The organism is Mycobacterium branderi (genome assembly GCF_010728725.1).
In the GTDB taxonomy this organism is placed as follows: domain Bacteria; phylum Actinomycetota; class Actinomycetes; order Mycobacteriales; family Mycobacteriaceae; genus Mycobacterium; species Mycobacterium branderi.
This window is the reverse complement of sequence record NZ_AP022606.1, coordinates 3,460,774-3,479,916: the sequence shown is the minus strand read 5'-3', so window position 1 is coordinate 3,479,916 and position 19,143 is coordinate 3,460,774. Positions and strand designations below refer to the sequence as shown.

The following is a 19,143-nucleotide window of genomic DNA, read 5'->3' as shown; positions in this document are numbered from 1 at the left end:
GACAAGCATTCTGTGCCGGGTGATTTACCCTGTGCGGTCGCAGCGACTGACGCTGGGCGACACCCACTGCGAAGAACGCTATGTTGGGTCTCGCCGCCAGCCTGACCCGACGAGCCGACCACACCGAGGAGGACGAAGTCTTGCGCATCGGGAAGATTACGATCGGCTCGCTCGACGATTGGACGTTAACCCCGGGCGTCGTCACTTCGTGGCACCCGACGGACATGGCTCTGGCAAAGGTCCGACAAGCACCGGTGAGCTCGGTGCCAGTCAGTTACATGCAGGGCCAACATCTTCGCAACTACCATGAGCGGACCGCCGCGGGGCTGGACTTCTCCCGGCAGATCATCGCCACCTGCGAAGTGCCTGGGCGGTGCGACATTTCCGCCATGAACGAGGCCCTCAACGCCTACCTGCGTCGGCACGACACGTTCCGCAGCTGGTTCGAGCACATGGGCAATGGCGAATTCGCCAGGCGCACCATCAGCGATCCCGCAGATATCGAGTTCGCGCCGCGGACGCACGGCCAGATGACCGCCGACGAGGTCCGCGCTCACGTCGTGGCCATCCCGAATCCGCTGGAGTGGGGCTGTTTCAGCTTCGGGATTGTCCAAAGCGAGAACCACTTCACGTTCTTTGCTGCAATGGATCATGTGCACGGGGACGCGACGCTGATCGGCACCACGATGCTCGAGGCCAACGGCATGTATTCGGCGTTGAGCGCCGGCGGTGAGGCGCTTGCGCTTCCCGAGCCCGGCAGCTACGACGACTTCTGTGTCCGCGAACGCCAGTACACCTCAACGTTAACCACAGATTCACCCGCGGTGCGCGCGTGGATCGAGTTCGCCGAGAACAACAATGGCGGCTTTCCTGAATTCCCGCTCCCATTGGGTAACCCCTCGGAGCCGTGTGCCAGCGACCTGGTCTCCGAACTCCTGATGGATGCCGAACAGACCGAGCGATTCGAATCGGCATGCTCAGCGGTGGGCGCACGCTTCGTCGGCGGCTTGTTTGCCTGCATCGCCCTGGTGGAGCACGAGTTCACGGGTGCGCCAACCTACTACGGTCTTACTCCCCGAGATTCCCGCAGCGGTACGGACAACTTCATGACACAGGGCTGGTTTACCGGCTTGATCCCGATTACCGTGCCGATAGCCGCGGCGTCTTTCGGCGACGCCGCGTGGACCGCACAGGCTTCGTTCGACTCAGGTCTGGACATGGCAAAGGTGCCGTACTACCGGGTGCTGGAACTGGCGCCGTGGTTGAGCTGGCCACAACCGAACTTTCCGGTGTCGAACTTCTTTCACGGCAACGCCGCCCCGCTCAACGCCGTGCTCGCGGCCGCCGACCTGGGACTTGCCAACAACATCGGAATCTACTCAGACGGCCGGTATTCCTATCAACTGACCATCTACATCTTCCGGTACGGGGAGGGCACGGTGATGGCGATCATGTATCCCGATAACCCCGTCGCCGAGAAATCGGTCATCCGGTACATGGAGGCGCTGAAGTCCGTGTGTGTGCGGGTCGCCAACCACGGGCACTGGGGACGCGTCGCGTGAGGGCAATGTGCAACGGCTAGCCGACTTTGTGGTGCGGTGGCCCTGGGTAGTGATAGGACTCTGGGTCGCGATGGCCGTCGCACTCCCACTGACGTTTCCGTCCCTGGGCCAGATGGCCCAGAAACATCCGCTCGCCATCTTGCCCAGCGATGCACCGTCGAGCGTCACCGCCCGAAAGATGGCCGAGGCGTTTCACGAATCGGGCTCAGAAGATCTCCTGCTGGTGGTTCTGACCGACGACAAGGGGCTTGGCCCCGCCGATGAAGCCGTTTATCGCAAACTGGTGGACGCGCTGCGCCGGGACACCCGAGATGTCGTGATGTTGCAGGATTTCGTCAGCACGCCGCCGCTGCGCTCGGCCGTGACCAGCAAGGACCACAAGGCGTGGGTGCTGCCGGTCGGGGTTGCGGGCGAGTTGGGCACTCCACAGTCTTATGCCGCTTTCAACCGGATCAGCGAAATCGTCGAAACCGCCTTGAAACAGGCCCCAGCCGGAACAACACTGACCGCAAATCTCACCGGCCCCGCGGCAACCGTGGCCGACCTTACCGTTTCGGGCAACCGGGATCGCATGCCGATTGAGCTGGCGATCGCGGTTCTGGTGCTCATCGTGCTGCTGGTGGTGTACCGCAGCGCGGTCACCATGCTGCTGCCGTTGCTGACGATCGGGTTGTCCCTGGTGATCGCACAAGCCGTGGTAGCCGGATACTCCCAACTGACGGGCTCGGGCGTCTCCAACCAGTCCATCGTATTTTTGAGCGCGATAATGGCCGGCGCCGGAACGGATTACGCGGTGTTTCTGATCAGCCGCTATCACGACCATTTGCGGCTGGGGGCGGATTTCGACCAGGCGGTCAAGAGGGCGATGGTCTCGATCGGAAAGGTGATCGCCGCGTCCGCCGCCACCGTCGGAATCACTTTTCTGGTCATCAGCTTCGCCCGAATGGGCGTGTTCAAGACCGTCGGAACGTCCTCGGCGATCGGGATCGGCGTGGCATTTCTTGCCGCGGTGACGTTGCTGCCGGCCATTCTGGTGCTCGCCGGACCACGGGGCTGGGTCAAGCCGCGCCGCGAGCTGACCGCGCGGTTCTGGCGGCGCTCGGGCATTCGCATTGTTCGCAGGCCGAAGGTCCATCTAGTTGCCAGCGTGCTGGTGTTGATCGCGCTGGCCGGCTGCGCCGCCTTCGTGCACTACAACTACGACGATCGCAAGGCCGTGCGGTCGTCGGCGCCGAGTTCGGTCGGATATGCCGCGCTGGATCGCCACTTTCCGGTGAATCAGTCGATTCCGGAATACATCCTCGTCTCCTCGCCGCGTGACCTGCGCACACCGCAGGCACTTGCGGACTTGGAGCAAATGGCGCAGCGAGTCAGCCAACTGCCGAATATCGCTGCGGTCAGCGGCATCACGCGTCCCACCGGAGCTGTGCCGAATGAATTCAAAGCCACGTACCAGGCCGGCGCCATCGGCACCGTCCTGGCCGACGGATCCACACTGATCAACGACCACACCGACGACCTCAACCGGCTGGCCGACGGGGCCGGCACGCTAGCCGACAACCTCAACCATGTGCGCGGCCAGGTCAGCCAGCTCGCCGCCAGTGTCCAGCACGTGGTCGACTCCTTCTCGTCGATGAAAAACCAATACAGCGGTGACACTTTGGTCAAGGAGGTCGACACCGCGGCCAAGCTCGTCGACCACGTCAACTCGCTCACCAATGCCATGGGCTGGAACTTTTCGGCCGGCAAGAACATGTTTGCCTGGATAGGACCAGTGCTGACGGCGTTGCAGGGCAACCCGGTCTGCGATCTCGACGAGTCCTGCAGCGCTACTCGCGGAACGTTCGAACGGCTTGTTGGCGGGCGCGACCAGGAAGACCTGGACGCGATCAACGATCTGTGGACGCAACTGCAGGCGATCCCGGACAAAAAGTCGCTGAATGCCTCGGTGGAGCGCGTGCGTGGGGCACTGACAAACCTCACCAAGGTGATGCATTCCATGGGAATGGACCAACCCGGTGGCCTGCAGGCGAACCTGAACAGCATGCAAGACGGCGCGAACCGATTCGCCGGCGGGAGCCGGCAAGTGGCGGAGGCGGTGACGCAACTCGTCGATCAGGTCAAACAGTTGGGCACCGGCCTGGATCAGGCGTCGGCCTTCTTGTTGTCGCTGAAACGCGATGCCGCACAACCGGCAATGGCCGGGTTCCACATCCCGGCCCAGTTGCTGCGCTTGAAGGCGTTCGAGAACGCCGCCAAGGTCTTCATCTCGCCGGATGGCCACTCGGCGCGGTACCTGGTTCAAACCAAACTGAATCCGTTCAGCAGCGAAGCGATGGATCAGGTCACCACGATCACCCAGACCGCCCGGGGGGCCCAACCGAATACCGCATTGGCGGACGCTACGGTATCGATGGCGGGATACACCGTGGGACTGAAAGACACCCGCGACTACTACCGACACGACATCCGGTTCATCATCGCGGTGACCCTCGTCGTCGTGCTACTGACCTTGACGGCGCTCCTGCGTGCGATTATCGCACCGTTGTATCTGGTTGCTTCGGTGGTCATTTCGTACTTGTCGGCGGTGGGCATCGGCACCCTCTTCTTTCAATTCATCCTCGGCCAGCAGTTGCATTGGAGCGTGCCGCCGCTGGCATTCGTGGTGTTGGTCGCGGTCGGCGCCGACTACAACATGCTGCTTGTCTCCCGAATGCGTGAGGAGTCGTCACGCAGCATGCGTTACGGCATCATTCGCACCCTGAGCTCGACCGGCGGCGTGATCACCGCGGCGGGTCTGATCTTCGCTGCTTCGATGTGCGGGCTGTTGTTCTCCAGCATCGGCACCGTGGTCCAAGGCGGTTTTGTGATCGGTGTGGGAATTTTGCTGGACACCTTCGTAGTACGCACCATCACGGTTCCCGCCATCGCCGCGCTCGTGGGGCGGGCGAACTGGTGGCCGTCACGACTGGGAGCGCGGGTTCGCGAGCACACCTGATGTATGTGAAACTACGAGGCGATGCCGAGCGGTCAGGAGTAGCGATGAAGAAACTCCTCGCAGGAGTCACGGCGCTGGTAACTGTCAGCGCCACAGGCTATTTCGGCGTCAGGACCGCGTCGGCTGACGACACGCCCGTCGGCGGGCCGCCCACTCCCGGCGCGCCGGGCGATCAGACCGCGTTCGCCCTTGGCGGCGCCCACGTTCTCGGCATCCCCTACGACGAGTACATCCGTCAGGAGGGAGCCCAATGGTTTCCCGGCCAGAAGCGCGAAATCGTGCGCTACCCGGCGGGCCAGGTGCAGGGCCACGTCCTGGAACGATTCTTCCCGGGCATCGGCAAGTTCGGCGAAAAGCTGCTGCCCGGCCTGGGTCTGGACGGCCCCAGCGTCGGCGAATCCGTCGACGTGGGAGTAGACAACCTCGATGCGGCGATCCGCACCGGTCGCCCCGGCACGGCGATCGGCTTGTCCGAGGGCGCTTTCGTGGTCGACGGCGCGCAGGCTCGGCTGGCCAAGGACCCGGCCGCTCCCCCATCGGACCAACTGAACTTCGCGACGTTCGGCGACCCGGTCGGGCGCCACGCATTCGGGGAGAGCTTCCTGACCGCGATGTTTCCGGTCGGCAGCGTCGTTCCCGCACTCGACTACACCATGCAACCGCCGTATGACAGCCAGTACGACACATACCGGTTCGTGGCCGCCTACGACTCGATCGCGGACTTCCCCGACCGTCCGGACAACTTGTTTGCCCTGGGCAACACACTGATGGGCCTCGCAACCGGTCACACCGCGGTGGCCTTCACGAACCCGAGCATGGTGCCGCCGCAGAACATCCGGACGACGATCAACTCGCGGGGCGCCAGGGACACCACGATCATGGTTCCGGAAAAGCACCTCCCGCTTGTCATGCCCCTGGCCTACATCGGGATTCCGGAAGACACGCTGAACAAGCTCGACGCGATCCTGATGCCCCGGGTGAACGCGGGCTACTCACGAAACGACGACCCGGCGACCGCTCCGGTTCAAGTGGACCCGGTGCACGGGTTCGACCCGGCGGAAGTCACCGCGCCGGCCAACCAGGCGACATTCGGTGGCGGCGCCGACCCGCTCTCGCAGATACTCAGCGGTGCCATGTCCGTGTTGTCGCACACCGCAGGACCGTCTGACCACTGACATCGACCCGACCCCCTACGGACATGACGTGACCCTTATGCCTCAGTCATCCATCCTTTCGATGCTGCACGGACGTGCGAGCCTGCGGCCCAACGACATCGCGTTCACTTTCACCGATTACGACGACGACTGGGCGGGTGCGCCCGAGAGTCTGACCTGGTCGCAGTTGTCCCGCCGAACGCATAATGTGGCCAGCGAGCTCAGCTTTCATGGGGCGGCCGGCGACAGGGCAGTCATCCTGGCGCCTCAGTCTCTCGATTACATTGCGGCGTTTCTGGGATCCATGCAGGCTGGACTCATCGCCGTGCCACTCCCCTTGCCGCACCGCGGCTCGAGCCACGAGCGGGTGGGCGCCGTCCTTGCCGATACATCGCCCTCCGTTGTTCTCACAACGTCCGCTGTCGCCGACGATGTCGCCCAGTACGTCGACGACGCACACATGGACTCGGTGCCCAAGATCGTCGAAATCGATTCGATGAATCTGGACGCGGACGGCGAACCAAGTGTTCGGACAGCGGATCTGCCGAGCATCGCATATTTGCAGTACAGCTCGGGCTCGACGCGACTGCCGACCGGGGTCATGGTCTCGCACCGCAACCTCCAGGCGAATTTCGAGCAGCTGATGCGCAGCTTCTTCGCCGACCGCAAAGCCCCAACCGAAGCCACGATCGTGTCCTGGTTGCCCTTCTACCACGACATGGGCTTGGTGCTCGGAATCTGCGCACCAATCCTGGGCGGCTACCGCGGCGAGCTGACGAGTCCGGTTTCGTTCTTGGAGCGGCCGGCCCGATGGGTTCAGTCGCTGGCCCGCAACCCTCACGCGTGGTCAGCTGCGCCGAACTTCGCGTTCGACTTGGCGGCCCGCAAAACAACCGACGCTGACCTGACCGGACTCGACCTCGGGGACGTGCTGGGCATCATCAGCGGCGCCGAACGCGTCGAGCCGGCCACCTTGCAACGCTTCGTCGATCGGTTCGCGCACTTCAATTTTCGGGACCATATGTTGCGTCCCTCCTATGGCTTGGCGGAGGCGACCGTCTTCGTCGCGGCTGGCACATGGAGTGAGTCGTCCCCGGCGGTTCATTTCGACAGCGAGAAGCTGGGCGCGAACCGCGCGGAGCGGTGTGCGGCCGCGACCGGCACAACGCTGGTCAAATACCAACTGCCGCAATCCCCTATGCTGCGGATCGTCGACGTCGACACACACCGCGAGTGCCCGCAGAACGTGGTCGGCGAGATCTGGGTGCACGGCGACAACGTCGCCGAGGGTTACTGGCGCAAAGAGCCCGACGAGCAGCGCTGCTTCGGCGCAACGCTCGCCGACCCTTCGCCGGGCACGCCCGACGGATCCTGGCTGCGGACCGGCGACCTCGGTTTTGTCTACGAGGGTGAGCTGTTCATTGTGGGGCGCATCAAGGATCTGCTGATCATCCGCGGGCGCAATCACTATCCCGAGGACATCGAGACGACGGTCCAAGAGATCACAGGTGGCCGGGTCGCGGCGATATCGGTTCCGGTCAACAGCACCGAGAAGCTGGTGACCGTTATCGAGCTCAAGGAGCGCGGCGAGGCCGACGAGGACGCAATGCACTGGCTCAGCAGCATCAAGAACGACGTCACCTCCGCGATATCCAACGCACACGGCTTGAACGTCGGGGACCTCGTCCTGGTCCCGCCCGGCTCGATTCCCACCACGACGAGCGGCAAGATTCGGCGCGCCGCCTGCGTCGAGCAGTACCGGCGGGACCAATTCGCCCGGTTGGACGCTTAGCGGGCCGCGCCGGGCGCACCCCGAAATCCCAATGCTGGTCACAGTTCTGGTCATGGCCCTGGCCGTCAGCATCGAACCATTCCGGGTCGGGATGACCGTGTTGATGCTGAACAGGCCGCGGCCCGCACTGCAACTGCTGGCGTTTCTCAGCGGCGGTTTCGTCATGGGAACGACCGTGGGTCTGGTGGTGCTGTTCGTCTTTCGGCGCAGCCTGCTCGGGTCTACCTACTTCACCGTGCCCAAAGTTCAGATCCTCATCGGGCTGCTGGCGTTGTCGATCGCGGTATTCGTAGCCATCGACGTCCGCGGGCGGTTGGGTGCGCGCCCGGCACGGTTGGCGGCGCCGGGCAGGCGCCTGCTCAGCGGGGATTCGCTGTCGGTCGCGGGCATCGCCGGTCTCGGCATCGCGTTGCCGTCGGTCGACTATCTCGCGGCGCTCGCAGTCATCCTCGCTTCCGGCGCGGCAGCCCTGACCCAGGTGGCCGTGTTGTTGATGTTCAACGTGGTGGCGTTCGCACTGATCGAGATTCCGTTGCTGGCTTACCTGTTGGCGCCCAGGGCAACCGCCAGATCGGTGGACGCGCTGCACAACTGGATTCGATCGCGGCGGCGCCGGGACGTCGCACTTCTGCTGGCCGCGTTGGGCGCTGGGTTCGTCGCGGTGGGCATGGCCGGGCTCTGATTGATCCGGTCGAGCGTTCGTGAGCTAGGAAACGTCGAATTGGTCCGCGATTTCCTGCCAAGCACGAGCATATTTCCTTGCTATTTCGGCGATCGTGCCCGAGCAGTGGATGGGAACAGCTTCAGCGAACTCATTACAGGCGCTAATTGCCAACACGACTGTGGACAGCAGGCGCAGCAGCGCGCGTCCTCTCTCAGAGGATCTGACTGCCGGGTCTTTTCTCAGCCGTTGAAGGAGATCGTGCCCTTGGACTTTCGAAGGCACGTACGTCTCAGCGCGGTTATCGGGCAGGGGATTCGCACCTTTGCCGATACGCTGACGCACATCGCGTGCCCTGGTGACCGAGACGCCCGCTTCGCGCGCTATCTCCCGCAGCGACGCGTGCGGATTCATCGACAAATATGTGGCGGCACGTCGCCGTCCGTTGACGGGACTTACCGGCCGCACCTTTCCGTCTCGGCCGAGCCGTGGGCCCAACTGGGAAATTTCCTCAGTTGCACACCCCCGCAATTTGCCTACCGTCTTGTTCGACACTCCCGTGATCAGCGCGATCGACCGATCTGACCAGTGTGGGTAGGACCGCACGATTCGTTGCGCCGCGGCCTTTCGCTCGGCGAGGGTCAACGGCAGGCCATGGGTGACATTCAGATGTACGGCGAGCGCGAAAGCTTCCGCGTCATTGCCGTCGAAAAACCTCGCCGGTATCGTGGCCTCGCCGCGCATTTCGGTGGCGCGCAGCCGATGCACGCCGTCGATCACCCACATCGAACCCCGATGAACGACTATCGGGGGTAATGGCAACGGCGACTGCGCCAAGATCTTGACGTAGTGCTCGTTCGTCTTGCTCTTCCGGGGTGTGTAGGAATTGCGAATCGAGGCAACCGGAACATTCTCGACCGGCAAAGAATTACTCCGCCGTACCCATTCCCCCACTGCACGCGCCGACGCCGGGTCCGAGTTACCGTAGGCGTCCATCAAAGTAAGCGCCTGCCTGCTTCGCGGTAGCTCCGCACGTTGCTCTCATGACCGTTAGACGGATTTCCGGTAACCACAGCAATGCCACGTCGATGAACACGTCCTCGCTACTTACGCTTCGGTAGCTTACTCATGAGTAAGTACCGCAGCGGGGGTCCGATTGTCAACGTCGCCCGCGCCCTCGACTAACCGTGGCCCACGCCAACTTCAGAAGCCGAAACCCAACTGAGCGGGTACATCGCTGGCGAACGCCGCTTCGAGCCGTCGCACCAGCGCAGAGTCCTTGACGCGCAACCGGTTCGCTGCAGCCAGTGCCGACGCATGATGCGCTCCCAGATACAGGCTGCCCAGCACGTCGAGGTCCATCTCGACCTCGGTCGGCGCATCGCTGGGCGCGCACCGTGCGCGACCGTTGTCGATGTCCAGCGCGAACCGGCCGCCGGGCAACTCGAGGACGGTGTGCAAATCCGCCGAATAGCTGCGCGCCTCGAGTGCAGCCGGGACGTCCATGATCCGCAACCACAGATCGTCCTGGCGTCCAGTGGTGCGGGCCAGCCGGCTGTCGGCCAACAGGTAGGGCAACGGGTCGGCCGGATGAGTCTCGACGACCACGGTCTCGATCAGGTCCAGGCCCAGCAGCGCTCGCCACAGCGCGACGTGCGCGTCGGTGGTCACCGCCCTTAACTCGGACACCCGTACCACGAGGTGGTCGTCGCCATGGACCCGGTACAAGGCGTAGCCGTCGGGATGCAGCAGCCCGAACCACGGGGTGCCGCCCCCGCGCGTGTTTTCTCGGTCGGCCAGTAAGTCGTCCCATAACGCCGGCGGACGCGTCAGCCCGCCCGGTGTCTGCCGGCGCCAGCGCTCGTAGACGGCGGCGAGTTCGTCGCGGTGCCGCGCCGGCCGGATCAGGCGGACGCCGCCAGGATCGGGCGCGTCGTCGTGGAAGCGCGCGAAGCGGCGGTCGATGGTCAGCTCCTGATCGATGGTGGCCGGGCCGTAGCCGAACCGGCCGTAGATGCCGCCCTCGCTGGCGGTCAACGCCGCGATCGGATATCCGGAACCGGCTATGCGCCTGTGCAATTCGGTGAGCATGGCGCGCAGCAGCCCGCGCCGGCGGTGGGTCGGCGACACGGCCACACCGCCGACTCCGCCCACCGACAGCACTGCTCCGCCGGGCACGGTCAGCTGCACATCGAAACACAGCGCAGCGCCGACGACATCGTCGCGGTCGCAGACCACCACGACGGAGTCGTCGGGCATCAGCGTGCGCCACGCCGCCAGCGAGTCCGGGTGCATCGACGTCCCGAAACTCGTGTCGTCGAGCAGCACGATCGCCGCCCAGTCGTCGTCGGTTGCGGTACGCAAGATCAGCGGCTGCGGCAAAGTCACGGATTTCGACAGTGGCACAAACAGCGGCCGATCGCACCCGAATATCGTGGGGCGGTGACCACACCGCTGCGCGTTATTCAATGGACCACCGGCAACATCGGACGGCGATCGCTGCACGCCATCATCGGCAGACCGGGCATGGAGCTGGTCGGGGTGTACGCCCACGGACAGGACAAGGTCGGCGTCGACGCCGCCGAACTGGCCGGCTGGCCGCAGCCGACGGGCGTGACGGCGACCAACGACATCGAGGCGCTGCTGGCGCTGAAACCCGACGCCTGTTGCTATAACCCGTTGTGGCCCAACATCAATGAGCTGGTGCGGCTGCTCGAGTCGGGCGTGAACGTGTGCTCCAGCGCGGCATGGATCACCGGCGGCAAACAGTCGCCCGAAGACCGGCAGCGCATTGTGGACGCCTGCCAGCGCGGCCGCTCGACGATCTTCGGCAGCGGCGCACATCCGGGAATCACGAACATGGTGGGGATGGTGCTGTCCGGCTGCTGCGAACGCGTCGACGAGATCCGCATCACCGAGTCGGTGGACTGCTCGACGTATGAGTCGGCGAGCACCCAGACGGCGATGGGCTTCTCCCAAGATCCCGAGACCCCGGGGTTGGCCGATAGCGTGCGGGCCGAAAGCGAGGTCTTCGCCGAGGCGGCGGCGATGATGGCCGACGCCATCGGGGCGAAGCTCGACAAGATGACGTTCGATGTCACCTTCACAGCGGCCACCGCCGACACCGATCTGGGCTTCATGAAGATCCCCGCCGGCACCGTCGGCAGCGTCTACGGCTATCACCGCGGCTGGGTGGGCGATCGCAATGTGGTCAGCGTCGGGTTCAACTGGATCATGGGCGAGCACGTGACGCCGCCCAAGCCGCTCGAACACGGCCACGTCATCCAGGTCTTCGGGCTGCCCAATATGCGCACGGTGATTCATTGCCTGCCGCCGAAGGACTGGACAGAGCCCGGCTTCATGGGTTTGGGAATGATCTACACCGCGATGCCGGTTACCAATGCCGTCCCCGCGGTGGTGGCAGCAAGACCGGGCATCGTGACGCTGGCCGACCTGCCGCCGATCACCGGTCGGGTATCGCGGTGACCACAAGCGCGGCGAAGCCGGGTGCAGTAGGTCGCCGCGCGAAGGCCCGGGACCCGGTGAACGGTTCCGTGCTCTACGGTTTACGATACTTAGGCAAGCGAAGGTTCCGTTGACAGCGCGGACAACGGCGGCGAGTTCGCGCGAGAGGCCACGGTGGACCTGGAGGTGACGACGTGAGTGCGATTGCCAGGATGGCCAAACGGGCATGGATCCCCATCGTCCTGGTGGTGGTACTCGCCGTCTCCGGTCTGGTCGTGTCGCGGCTCCACCGCATCTTCGGTTCGCAGGATCTCAACGCCGGTGCCGGCGCCGGGATCGAGATCGTGCAGTTCAACCCCAAGGTCGTGACTTATGACGTCTGGGGTCCTGCCGGGACCACGGCGAGCATCAACTATTGGGACGCGGAAGCCAACACGCACCAGGTTGACGGAGCACCGTTGCCATGGTCATTCACGATCAGCACGACCCTGCCCGCCGTCAGCGCCAACATCATGGCCCAAGGAGACGGCGATCGAATCGGTTGCCGCATCACCATCGACGGGGTGGTCCGCGAAGAGAAAACCGTTAACGGCGAAAACGCCCAGACCTTCTGCCTGGTGAAGTCCGCATGAGCACCGAGATGAACACCCGCCCCCACCGGCCCGTTATCCCACACACAATCCGGTGGTTGGCGGTGCCGATCATCCTGGGCTGGGTCTTTTTGACGATCGTCGTCAACACCATCGTGCCGTCGCTGGAAGTCGTGGGCGAGGCGCACTCGGCACCGATGGCACCGATGGACGCACCGTCGATGACGGCGATGATGCGTCTGGGCCACAACTTCAAGGAATTCGACTCCAACAGCACGATCATGGTGGTGCTGGAAGGCCAGGAGCCGCTCGGCGACGCCGCACACCGCTATTACAACGACATCGTTCGCCAACTGCGCGACGACCCCGAACATGTGCAGCACATTCAGGACTTCTGGAGCGACCGGCTAACGGCCGCGGGCGTCCAGGCCTCCGACGCCAAGGGCGCCTACGTGATGCTCAATCTCGCAGGCAACCAGGGCACCACCCAGGCCAACGAATCCGTCGAGGCCGTCCGGAATGTCATCAAGCGGACGCCGGCGCCGCCCGGTGTGCAGGCCCATGTGACCGGCCCCGCAGCGCTGTCCGATGACATGCACGTGATCGGCAATGCCAGCCTTGCCAAGATCACGCTGTTCACTCTGGGCGCGATCGCGGTCATGTTGTTCCTCGTCTACCGCTCGCTTGTCACTACGGTGGTCCAACTTTTCATGACCGGGGTCGCGCTGGCTTCGGCACGAGGCATCGTCGCAGTTTTGGCCTACCACAACGCATTCGGGCTGACCACGTTTGCGGCGAACATCCTGACGATGCTGGCGATAGCCGCCGGCACCGACTACGGGATCTTCCTCATCGGCCGCTATCAAGAGGCGCGCCGAGCCGGCGAGGATCGTGAAACCGCCTACTACACAACATTTCGCGGGGTGGCCCCGGTCGTGTTGGGGTCGGGTCTGACGATCGCCGGCGCGGTGTACTGCCTCAGCTTCGCCCGGCTGCCCTGGTTCCACACGATGGGCGCACCGGCGGCGATCGGGATGCTGGTCGTGGTGGCGGCCGGCCTCACGTTAGGTCCGGCTGTTCTTTTCGTGGGCAGCCGTTTTGGTCTCTTCGAGCCCAAGGGGGCGGCCAGGGGGCGCATGTGGCGGCGCATCGGCACCGCGGTAGTGCGTTGGCCCGCACCGATTCTGGCTGTGAGCGGGGCGGTGGTGCTGGTCGGCATGCTGGGACTGCCCAGCTATGTCACCAGTTACAACGACCGCTACTACTTGCCGACCAGTGCACCGTCCAATATCGGCTATGCCGCCGCGGACCGGCATTTCTCCCAGGCCAGAATGAACCCGGACTTGTTGATGGTCGAGGCCAATCACGACATGCGCAATCCGGCTGACATGTTGGTGCTGGATCGAGTGGCGAAAAACGTGCTGCGCGTGCACGGCATCGTAATGGTGCAGGACATCACCCGCCCGCTCGGCATTCCGATTCAGCACAGTTCCATACCGTTCCAGAACAGCATGCAAAGCCAGATGCTCATGCAGAACATGGCGTTTCTGAAGGACCGCATGGGCGACATCCTCAAGATGGCCGACGAAATGCAGGTCACGATCAACTATCTGGAACGCATGCTCGACATCACCAAGGGGTTGTCCGACACCACCCACGACATGTCCAGTGTCACCGACGACATGGTCGCGGTCACCGACAAAATGCGGGACCACCTAGCCGATTTCGACGATTTCTGGCGGCCGATCCGAAGCTACTTCTACTGGGAAAAGCACTGCTTCGACATTCCGATCTGCTGGTCGTTGAGGTCGATCTTCGACGCCCTGGACGGCATCGATCAGCTCGACGAACAGTTCGGTCGCATGTCAAAGGACATCCACAGTATGGATGCCCTGCAACGCGAAATGGTCGCGATCTTGCCGCCGCAGATCCAGAGCATGAAGACCACTCATGCGTTGACGCTGACCATGCACAGCACGTTCCAGGCGATGATCAACCAGATGGAGTCGATGAGCGACACCGCGATCGTCATGGGACAGAGTTTCGACGGCGCCAAAAACGACGACTTCTTCTACCTTCCCCCCGAGGCCTTCGACAACCCGGACTTCAAGCGCGGTCTGGTGCAATTCTTGTCGCCGGACGGCAAGTCCGCTCGCTTCTTCATCACGCATCAGGGCGATCCCATGACGCCGGAAGGGATTTCGCGCGTCGATGCGGAGCGAACCGCCGCCCAGGAGGGGCTGAAGCAATCATCGCTGTCGGATGCCAAGGTTTTTCTCGGCGGGACGGCGGCGACGTTCCGCGACATGCACGACGGCGCCAAATATGACCTGATGATCGCGGTGGTGTCCTCGCTGACACTGATCTTCATGATCATGCTGCTGCTCACCCGCAGCGTGGTCGCCGCGCTGGTCATCGTCGGCACCGCGGCCAGTTCGATTGCCGCATCGTTTGGGCTCTCGGTGCTCATCTGGCAGGACCTGTTCGGCATCAAGATCCACTGGATCGTGATGGCGCTGTCCGTCATCATCCTGCTGGCCGTCGGATCCGACTACAACCTGCTACTGGTCTCCCGATTCCGGGAGGAGATCCACAACGGCCTCAAGACGGGGTACATCCGGTCGATGGCCGGCACCGGCGGGGTGGTGACGGCCGCGGGCTTGGTGTTCGCGTTCACCATGGCCGCCATGCTCGGCAGCGATTTGCGGGTGCTGGGCCAGTTCGGATCCACGGTCTGCATCGGTCTTCTGCTCGATACGCTGGTCGTGCGCACGTTGTTCATGCCGTCGATGGCAACGCTGTTGGGCCGCTGGTTCTGGTGGCCGCGGGTGGTCCACCCCCGCGGGGACCATGCCCGGCGGCGACAGCCTGAACCGCTCAGCGACGACACTGCGCCGCTACCGGTCCCGGCGAACCGCTAGGCGGCGATCACCAGTTGCGCTCCGCTAGAGCGGATTTCGCACCGCGACGAGTTTTCGATCCGCAACAGGTCACACTGTTATGGACGCTAGGAATCTCGCAGACCTGTATAGCTTGCCGATCATGGAATGGGATGATGTGGCGGCCCGGCTGGACAAGGGCTTCGGTCAAGCTCCCGGTTCCGGTGGTCCGGACCGGCACACTTGCTGGCTGACGACAATCAATTCAGACGGCAGTCCACACATTACGGGTATCGGCACGCTGTGGGTGGACGGCGCGTTCTGGTTTGAAACCGGCAAGCAAACCCGCAAGGCGCGAAATATCGCCCGAGATGCGCGGTGCGCGCTAAGTCTCGCCACACGGGAATTCGACCTCGTGGTGGAAGGCTCGGCGCAACAGGTCACCGATCCGTCCATCGTGGCGGACATGGCGGCACGGTGGGCAGCCGAGGGATGGCCGGCGCGTGTCGACGAAACCGGCTGCGCCATCACGGCGGACTACAGCGCACAATCCGCTGGACCGCCACCGTGGTTCGTCTACCGACTGGCCCCGCGCGCCGCCACAGCACTCGCCACGGTCGACCCCGGTGGCGCCACACATTGGCGATTCTGAATGGACCTGCTGCGGCTATCCACCAGTAGGCCGGCGAGAACCGTGAGACGCTATGCCGAAATTTCGTCGAATGACCGCCTACTCGGGAACCTCCACGCACACGGCGAGCGCGCCGGCACCAACGTGCAGCGCCAGCACCGGGCCCAGGTCGCTCACGATCGCCGGTTCGCACGCCGGCAGCCGCTCGGCCAGCGCAGCGGCGACGGCGTCGGCGCCGTCGGGATTGGCCACGTGATGCACCGCAAGCGCCGCAGGGCGATCGCCGACGACGTCGCAGACCCGGTCAATCATCGCCGCCACCGCCTTGCTAGCGGTGCGAACACGTTGCGCCAGAACGAGTTTGCCGTCGTCGATGCGCAGCAACGGCTTGAGTGACAGCGCGGTGCCCAGCCAGGCCGCGGCGCCGCCGATCCGTCCGCTGCGCCGCAGGTTGTCCAGCCGGTGCACGACGATGAAGCCGTGATTGCGGCCCACCGCGGCCGCGGCGGCCTGCGTGACGGTGTCCAGGTCGGCGCCATCGGCCGCGGCGCGGGCCGCGGCCAGCGCAACGAAACCGGTGTTCATCGCCGTCGACCTCGAGTCGACGACCCGCACCCCCGAACCGATCTCGGCGGCCGTCGTCTCGGCGGCGCCGACCGTCCCCGACAGCGCCGCCGAAAGGTGCACCGCCACTACCCCGTCGCCGCCGCTGTCGGAAAGCGCCTGTCGGTACACCTCGGCGAGTTCGGCCGGGGTGGCCGCGGCGGTGGTCGCCCCGGGACGTAGGTGGACGTCGTCGGGAATGTCGTCGACGCCGTCGCGCAAGTCGGTGTCGTCGAGCAGGATGTGCAGTGGCACTTGGCGGATCGACCACTTGCGCCGCAGGTCGTCGGGCAGCCGCGACGACGAGTCGGTGACGACTACGACGGTCATGACTTGACGCCGGCTTCGGCCAGCGCCTTAAGCATCAACTCGGCGACCGCCTGGTGAGCCTCGAAATTCCAGTGGATGCCGTCGGGGTTGCCGCGACCGCTCATGATGTGTTCAGCCACAGCAGCTTTCAAGTCGACCAGCGGAATATCATGCTGCTGCGCCCATTCGGTGATCGCCGCGGCCGTGCCCGGCCGGCCGTGATGGGCTTTGCCGTAGGTTTCGGCGATGTGCACCGACGGCAGCGACGCCACGATCGGGATGCCCGGGCGATTGAAATCGATTGCGCCGCGGGTCGCTTCGAGGTATTCGACGCTCAGGTGCGGCGGCAGTGCGGCCCGGGCGAACGGGGACAGCCGCGGCTGCAGCCAGCCGTAGCCGTCGCGCACCCAGCGCCGCAGCCACGGCGGGCGCACGTAGCGGATCAGCTCGCGCAGCGCCGTCGGCAACACCGACGGCAGCGAGTCCATCCCGCCGGTCGCGAAGATCACCGCGCCCGCTTTCGGCAACGCGGCCCAAGCACGCGGGTCCTGGGTGGCCGCCCACCAGACGTCGCGGCAGGTCCATCCGATGCGCCCGATCAGTTCGACATCCCAACCCAGTTGTGCGCCAACGATATTGGGCCAGATTCGTGGGTCGTCGGCGGGCAGACCACCGGTCGGGCCGTAGTAGGCCAGCGAGTCGGCGAAAATCAGCAGTACCGACCGCGACTCAGAGGACATCGCCTGCGACCTGTGCCGAAGCGTTCCACACGTCGAGGCGCCAGCGAATGGCGTCCAAGCCGGCGTCGTCGTCGGAGTGGCCGGACAGTTGCGTCCAGCTGGCGTTGCCCATTCCGCCCAGCGCGGGCCAGTTTTCGACCGGCAGCCGCAGCAGCGCCGCGGTCAGCGCGGCGATCAGGCCGCCGTGGGCGACCAGCACCACCGGTCGCTCGTCGGCGCCCCAGTCCGGTTCGCCGGTGACCAGTTCGTCGATCAGCGGCATGCTGCGGCCGGCCACGTCGACCCGGCTCTCCCCGCCGTGCGGCGCCCAGGTGGCGTCCTCGCGCCAGGCCAGCCGGGCCCCGGGCGCGGCCGCGTCGATCTGCGTGTGCGTCATGCCCTGCCAGTCGCCGAGATGCGTTTCGCGCAGGCGGTTGTCGACCCGCAGCCGCAGGCCGGTGCGCTCCCCCAGGACCACGGCGGTGTCGTAGGCGCGCCGCAAATCCGAGGTGACGATCAGCAGCGGCTGATGCTTGCTCAGCACCTCGGCCGCGGCGACGGCCTGCGCGCGACCCAGCTCGCTCAGTTCGGTGTCCAGCTGGCCCTGCATCCGGCTGCCGAGGTTGAAGTCGGTCTGCCCGTGCCGCAGCATCAGCAGCCGGCGGATTTTCACGGCGTGCTCTCCAGGTTCACGTCCACGGTCGGGCAGTCACGCCAGAGCCGGTCAAGGGAGTAGAAGTCGCGCTCGTCCTGGTGCTGAATGTGGACGACGATGTCGACGTAGTCGAGCAGCGTCCACCGGCCTTCGCGGGCACCCTCGCGGCGTGCGGGCTTGTAACCGGCCCGGCGCATTTTCTCCTCGACCTCGTCGACGATCGCGTTGACCTGCCGCTCGTTGGACGCCGACGCGATCACGAAGCAGTCGGTGATGACCAGCTGCCCGGAGACGTCGATGACCACGACGTCGTCGGCGAGTTTGGCCGCGGCGGCGTTCGCGGCCACCGTCGCCATGTCGATGGCTTCCTTGGTGGCCGTCATGGTTTGCGGTAGAGCTCTCGTTTCGAGATGTACTGCACGACGCCGTCGGGCATCAGGTACCACAACGGCCGACCCTCGGCGGCGCGGCGGCGGCAGTCGGTCGACGAGATCGCCAGTGCCGGAATCTCGAGCAAGGTGAGCGCGTCGTCGGGCAACCCCTTGAGGACATCCGCGAGATGTTCACGGCCCAGTTCGTAGCCGGGCCGGCTGACCCCGACGAACCGCGCCATCGCAAACAGCTCCTCCAAGTCATGCCAGGACAGGATCGACGCCAGCGCGTCGGCGCCGGTGATGAAGAACAGCTCGGAGTCGGGGTTGAGCGTGTGCAGATCCCGCAACGTGTCCTTGGTGTAGGTGAGGCCGCCGCGGTCGATGTCGACCCGGCTCACCGAGAAGCGCGGGTTGGACGCCGTGGCGACGACGGTCATCAGGTAGCGGTCTTCGGCCCCGCTGACCTGCCGGCTCTTCTGCCAAGGCTGGCTGGTCGGCACGAACACCACTTCGTCGAGGTCGAACCGGTCAGCCACTTCGCTGGCCGCGACCAGGTGGCCGTTGTGGATGGGATCAAATGTCCCACCCATCACTCCCAGCCGCCGCTTTCGCACGATTTGCCAGCTTACTGGAGCGTCGCTTAGCCGCGAACGTGCGTAGTTGTACGTCGATACCGCCACTGATCACGTGCAACTATGCACGCTCGCGAGCGGGTGCCGGACCTGTCGCCGGGTAGGGTTTGGGTCATGTG

General features: G+C 64.7%; 16 protein-coding genes. 9 read left to right on the top strand and 7 right to left on the bottom strand.

Annotated elements, in window-relative coordinates:
- Positions 1 to 140 precede the first annotated feature (140 nt).
- From G6N47_RS17000 to G6N47_RS16980, 5 genes are read left to right on the top strand one after another with little or no spacing between them, the layout of a single operon-like run.
- Positions 141 to 1,562, top strand: coding sequence for a condensation domain-containing protein (locus G6N47_RS17000; protein ID WP_083131651.1), 1,422 nt, complete (start codon positions 141 to 143; stop codon positions 1,560 to 1,562).
- 7 nt (positions 1,563 to 1,569) lie between these two features.
- Complete coding sequence (locus G6N47_RS16995; RefSeq protein ID WP_264007108.1) at positions 1,570 to 4,560, top strand: MMPL/RND family transporter; 2,991 nt, start codon at positions 1,570 to 1,572, stop codon at positions 4,558 to 4,560.
- 44 nt (positions 4,561 to 4,604) lie between these two features.
- Positions 4,605 to 5,735: an acyltransferase PE gene (pe, locus tag G6N47_RS16990; RefSeq protein ID WP_083131568.1), complete on the top strand. Its 1,131-nt coding sequence runs from the start codon at positions 4,605 to 4,607 to the stop codon at positions 5,733 to 5,735.
- 37 nt (positions 5,736 to 5,772) lie between these two features.
- Entirely contained in the window at positions 5,773 to 7,506 is a 1,734-nt protein-coding gene (locus G6N47_RS16985) for an AMP-binding protein (protein WP_083131567.1), read from the top strand.
- Positions 7,507 to 7,537: 31 nt separating this feature from the next.
- Positions 7,538 to 8,188, top strand: coding sequence for a GAP family protein (locus tag G6N47_RS16980; protein ID WP_083131566.1), 651 nt, complete (start codon positions 7,538 to 7,540; stop codon positions 8,186 to 8,188).
- A gap of 24 nt (positions 8,189 to 8,212) precedes the next feature.
- Here G6N47_RS16980 and G6N47_RS16975 read toward each other — a convergent pair whose 3' ends face one another.
- Positions 8,213 to 8,953, bottom strand: coding sequence for a hypothetical protein (locus G6N47_RS16975; protein ID WP_456299301.1), 741 nt, complete (start codon positions 8,951 to 8,953; stop codon positions 8,213 to 8,215).
- 417 nt (positions 8,954 to 9,370) lie between these two features.
- Positions 9,371 to 10,573, bottom strand: coding sequence for an enhanced intracellular survival protein Eis (locus G6N47_RS16970; protein ID WP_083131564.1), 1,203 nt, complete (start codon positions 10,571 to 10,573; stop codon positions 9,371 to 9,373).
- A gap of 36 nt (positions 10,574 to 10,609) precedes the next feature.
- Here G6N47_RS16970 and G6N47_RS16965 point away from each other — a divergent pair, with 36 nt between their 5' ends.
- The 4 genes from G6N47_RS16965 to G6N47_RS16950 all read left to right on the top strand — a co-directional run bounded on the left by G6N47_RS16965 (position 10,610) and on the right by G6N47_RS16950 (position 15,753).
- Entirely contained in the window at positions 10,610 to 11,653 is a 1,044-nt protein-coding gene (locus G6N47_RS16965) for an NAD(P)H-dependent amine dehydrogenase family protein (protein ID WP_139799463.1), read from the top strand.
- 191 nt (positions 11,654 to 11,844) lie between these two features.
- On the top strand, positions 11,845 to 12,264 hold the full coding sequence (locus G6N47_RS16960) for an MmpS family transport accessory protein (protein WP_083131563.1): 420 nt from the start codon (positions 11,845 to 11,847) through the stop codon (positions 12,262 to 12,264).
- Complete coding sequence (locus tag G6N47_RS16955) at positions 12,261 to 15,143, top strand: MMPL/RND family transporter (RefSeq protein WP_083131562.1); 2,883 nt, start codon at positions 12,261 to 12,263, stop codon at positions 15,141 to 15,143. Before G6N47_RS16960 ends, G6N47_RS16955 begins: the two co-directional genes overlap by 4 nt.
- 121 nt (positions 15,144 to 15,264) lie before the next feature.
- The gene (locus G6N47_RS16950; protein ID WP_232080225.1) at positions 15,265 to 15,753 is read left to right on the top strand and encodes a pyridoxamine 5'-phosphate oxidase family protein; all 489 of its coding nucleotides are present in this window, start codon (positions 15,265 to 15,267) and stop codon (positions 15,751 to 15,753) included.
- A gap of 78 nt (positions 15,754 to 15,831) precedes the next feature.
- Here the strand turns inward: G6N47_RS16950 and G6N47_RS16945 are convergent, their stop codons facing one another.
- The 5 genes from G6N47_RS16945 to nadD are packed head-to-tail and all read right to left on the bottom strand — an operon-like array spanning position 15,832 to position 18,991.
- Complete coding sequence (locus tag G6N47_RS16945) at positions 15,832 to 16,665, bottom strand: DegV family protein (protein ID WP_083131560.1); 834 nt, start codon at positions 16,663 to 16,665, stop codon at positions 15,832 to 15,834.
- Positions 16,662 to 17,384 (bottom strand): diglucosylglycerate octanoyltransferase, encoded by a 723-nt coding sequence (gene octT / locus G6N47_RS16940; protein ID WP_083131559.1) that lies wholly within the window; start codon positions 17,382 to 17,384, stop codon positions 16,662 to 16,664. Before octT ends, G6N47_RS16945 begins: the two co-directional genes overlap by 4 nt.
- The gene (gene gpgP, locus G6N47_RS16935; protein WP_083131558.1) at positions 17,374 to 18,036 is read right to left on the bottom strand and encodes a glucosyl-3-phosphoglycerate phosphatase; all 663 of its coding nucleotides are present in this window, start codon (positions 18,034 to 18,036) and stop codon (positions 17,374 to 17,376) included. The genes octT and gpgP overlap by 11 nt, the downstream gene beginning before the upstream one ends.
- Positions 18,033 to 18,401 (bottom strand): ribosome silencing factor, encoded by a 369-nt coding sequence (rsfS, locus tag G6N47_RS16930; RefSeq protein ID WP_083131557.1) that lies wholly within the window; start codon positions 18,399 to 18,401, stop codon positions 18,033 to 18,035. The genes gpgP and rsfS overlap by 4 nt, the downstream gene beginning before the upstream one ends.
- Positions 18,398 to 18,991 carry a nicotinate-nucleotide adenylyltransferase gene (nadD, locus tag G6N47_RS16925; protein WP_264007113.1) on the bottom strand — a complete coding sequence of 198 codons (594 nt, stop codon included), beginning with the start codon at positions 18,989 to 18,991 and terminating at the stop codon, positions 18,398 to 18,400. The genes rsfS and nadD overlap by 4 nt, the downstream gene beginning before the upstream one ends.
- Positions 18,992 to 19,143: the final 152 nt, after the last annotated feature.

Excerpts from the sequence above, each read along its gene's own strand:
- rsfS (WP_083131557.1), bottom strand. The coding sequence starts at position 18,401 with ATGACGGCCACCAAGGAAGCCATCGACATGGCGACGGTGGCCGCGAAC.
- G6N47_RS16955 (WP_083131562.1), top strand. The coding sequence starts at position 12,261 with ATGAGCACCGAGATGAACACCCGCCCCCACCGGCCCGTTATCCCACAC.
- G6N47_RS16975 (WP_456299301.1), bottom strand. The coding sequence starts at position 8,953 with ATGTGGGTGATCGACGGCGTGCATCGGCTGCGCGCCACCGAAATGCGC.
- G6N47_RS16985 (WP_083131567.1), top strand. The coding sequence starts at position 5,773 with ATGCCTCAGTCATCCATCCTTTCGATGCTGCACGGACGTGCGAGCCTG.
- G6N47_RS16960 (WP_083131563.1), top strand. The coding sequence starts at position 11,845 with ATGGCCAAACGGGCATGGATCCCCATCGTCCTGGTGGTGGTACTCGCC.
- pe (WP_083131568.1), top strand. The coding sequence starts at position 4,605 with ATGAAGAAACTCCTCGCAGGAGTCACGGCGCTGGTAACTGTCAGCGCC.
- octT (WP_083131559.1), bottom strand. The coding sequence starts at position 17,384 with ATGTCCTCTGAGTCGCGGTCGGTACTGCTGATTTTCGCCGACTCGCTG.
- G6N47_RS16950 (WP_232080225.1), top strand. The coding sequence starts at position 15,265 with ATGGAATGGGATGATGTGGCGGCCCGGCTGGACAAGGGCTTCGGTCAA.
- G6N47_RS16980 (WP_083131566.1), top strand. The coding sequence starts at position 7,538 with ATGCTGGTCACAGTTCTGGTCATGGCCCTGGCCGTCAGCATCGAACCA.
- G6N47_RS16945 (WP_083131560.1), bottom strand. The coding sequence starts at position 16,665 with ATGACCGTCGTAGTCGTCACCGACTCGTCGTCGCGGCTGCCCGACGAC.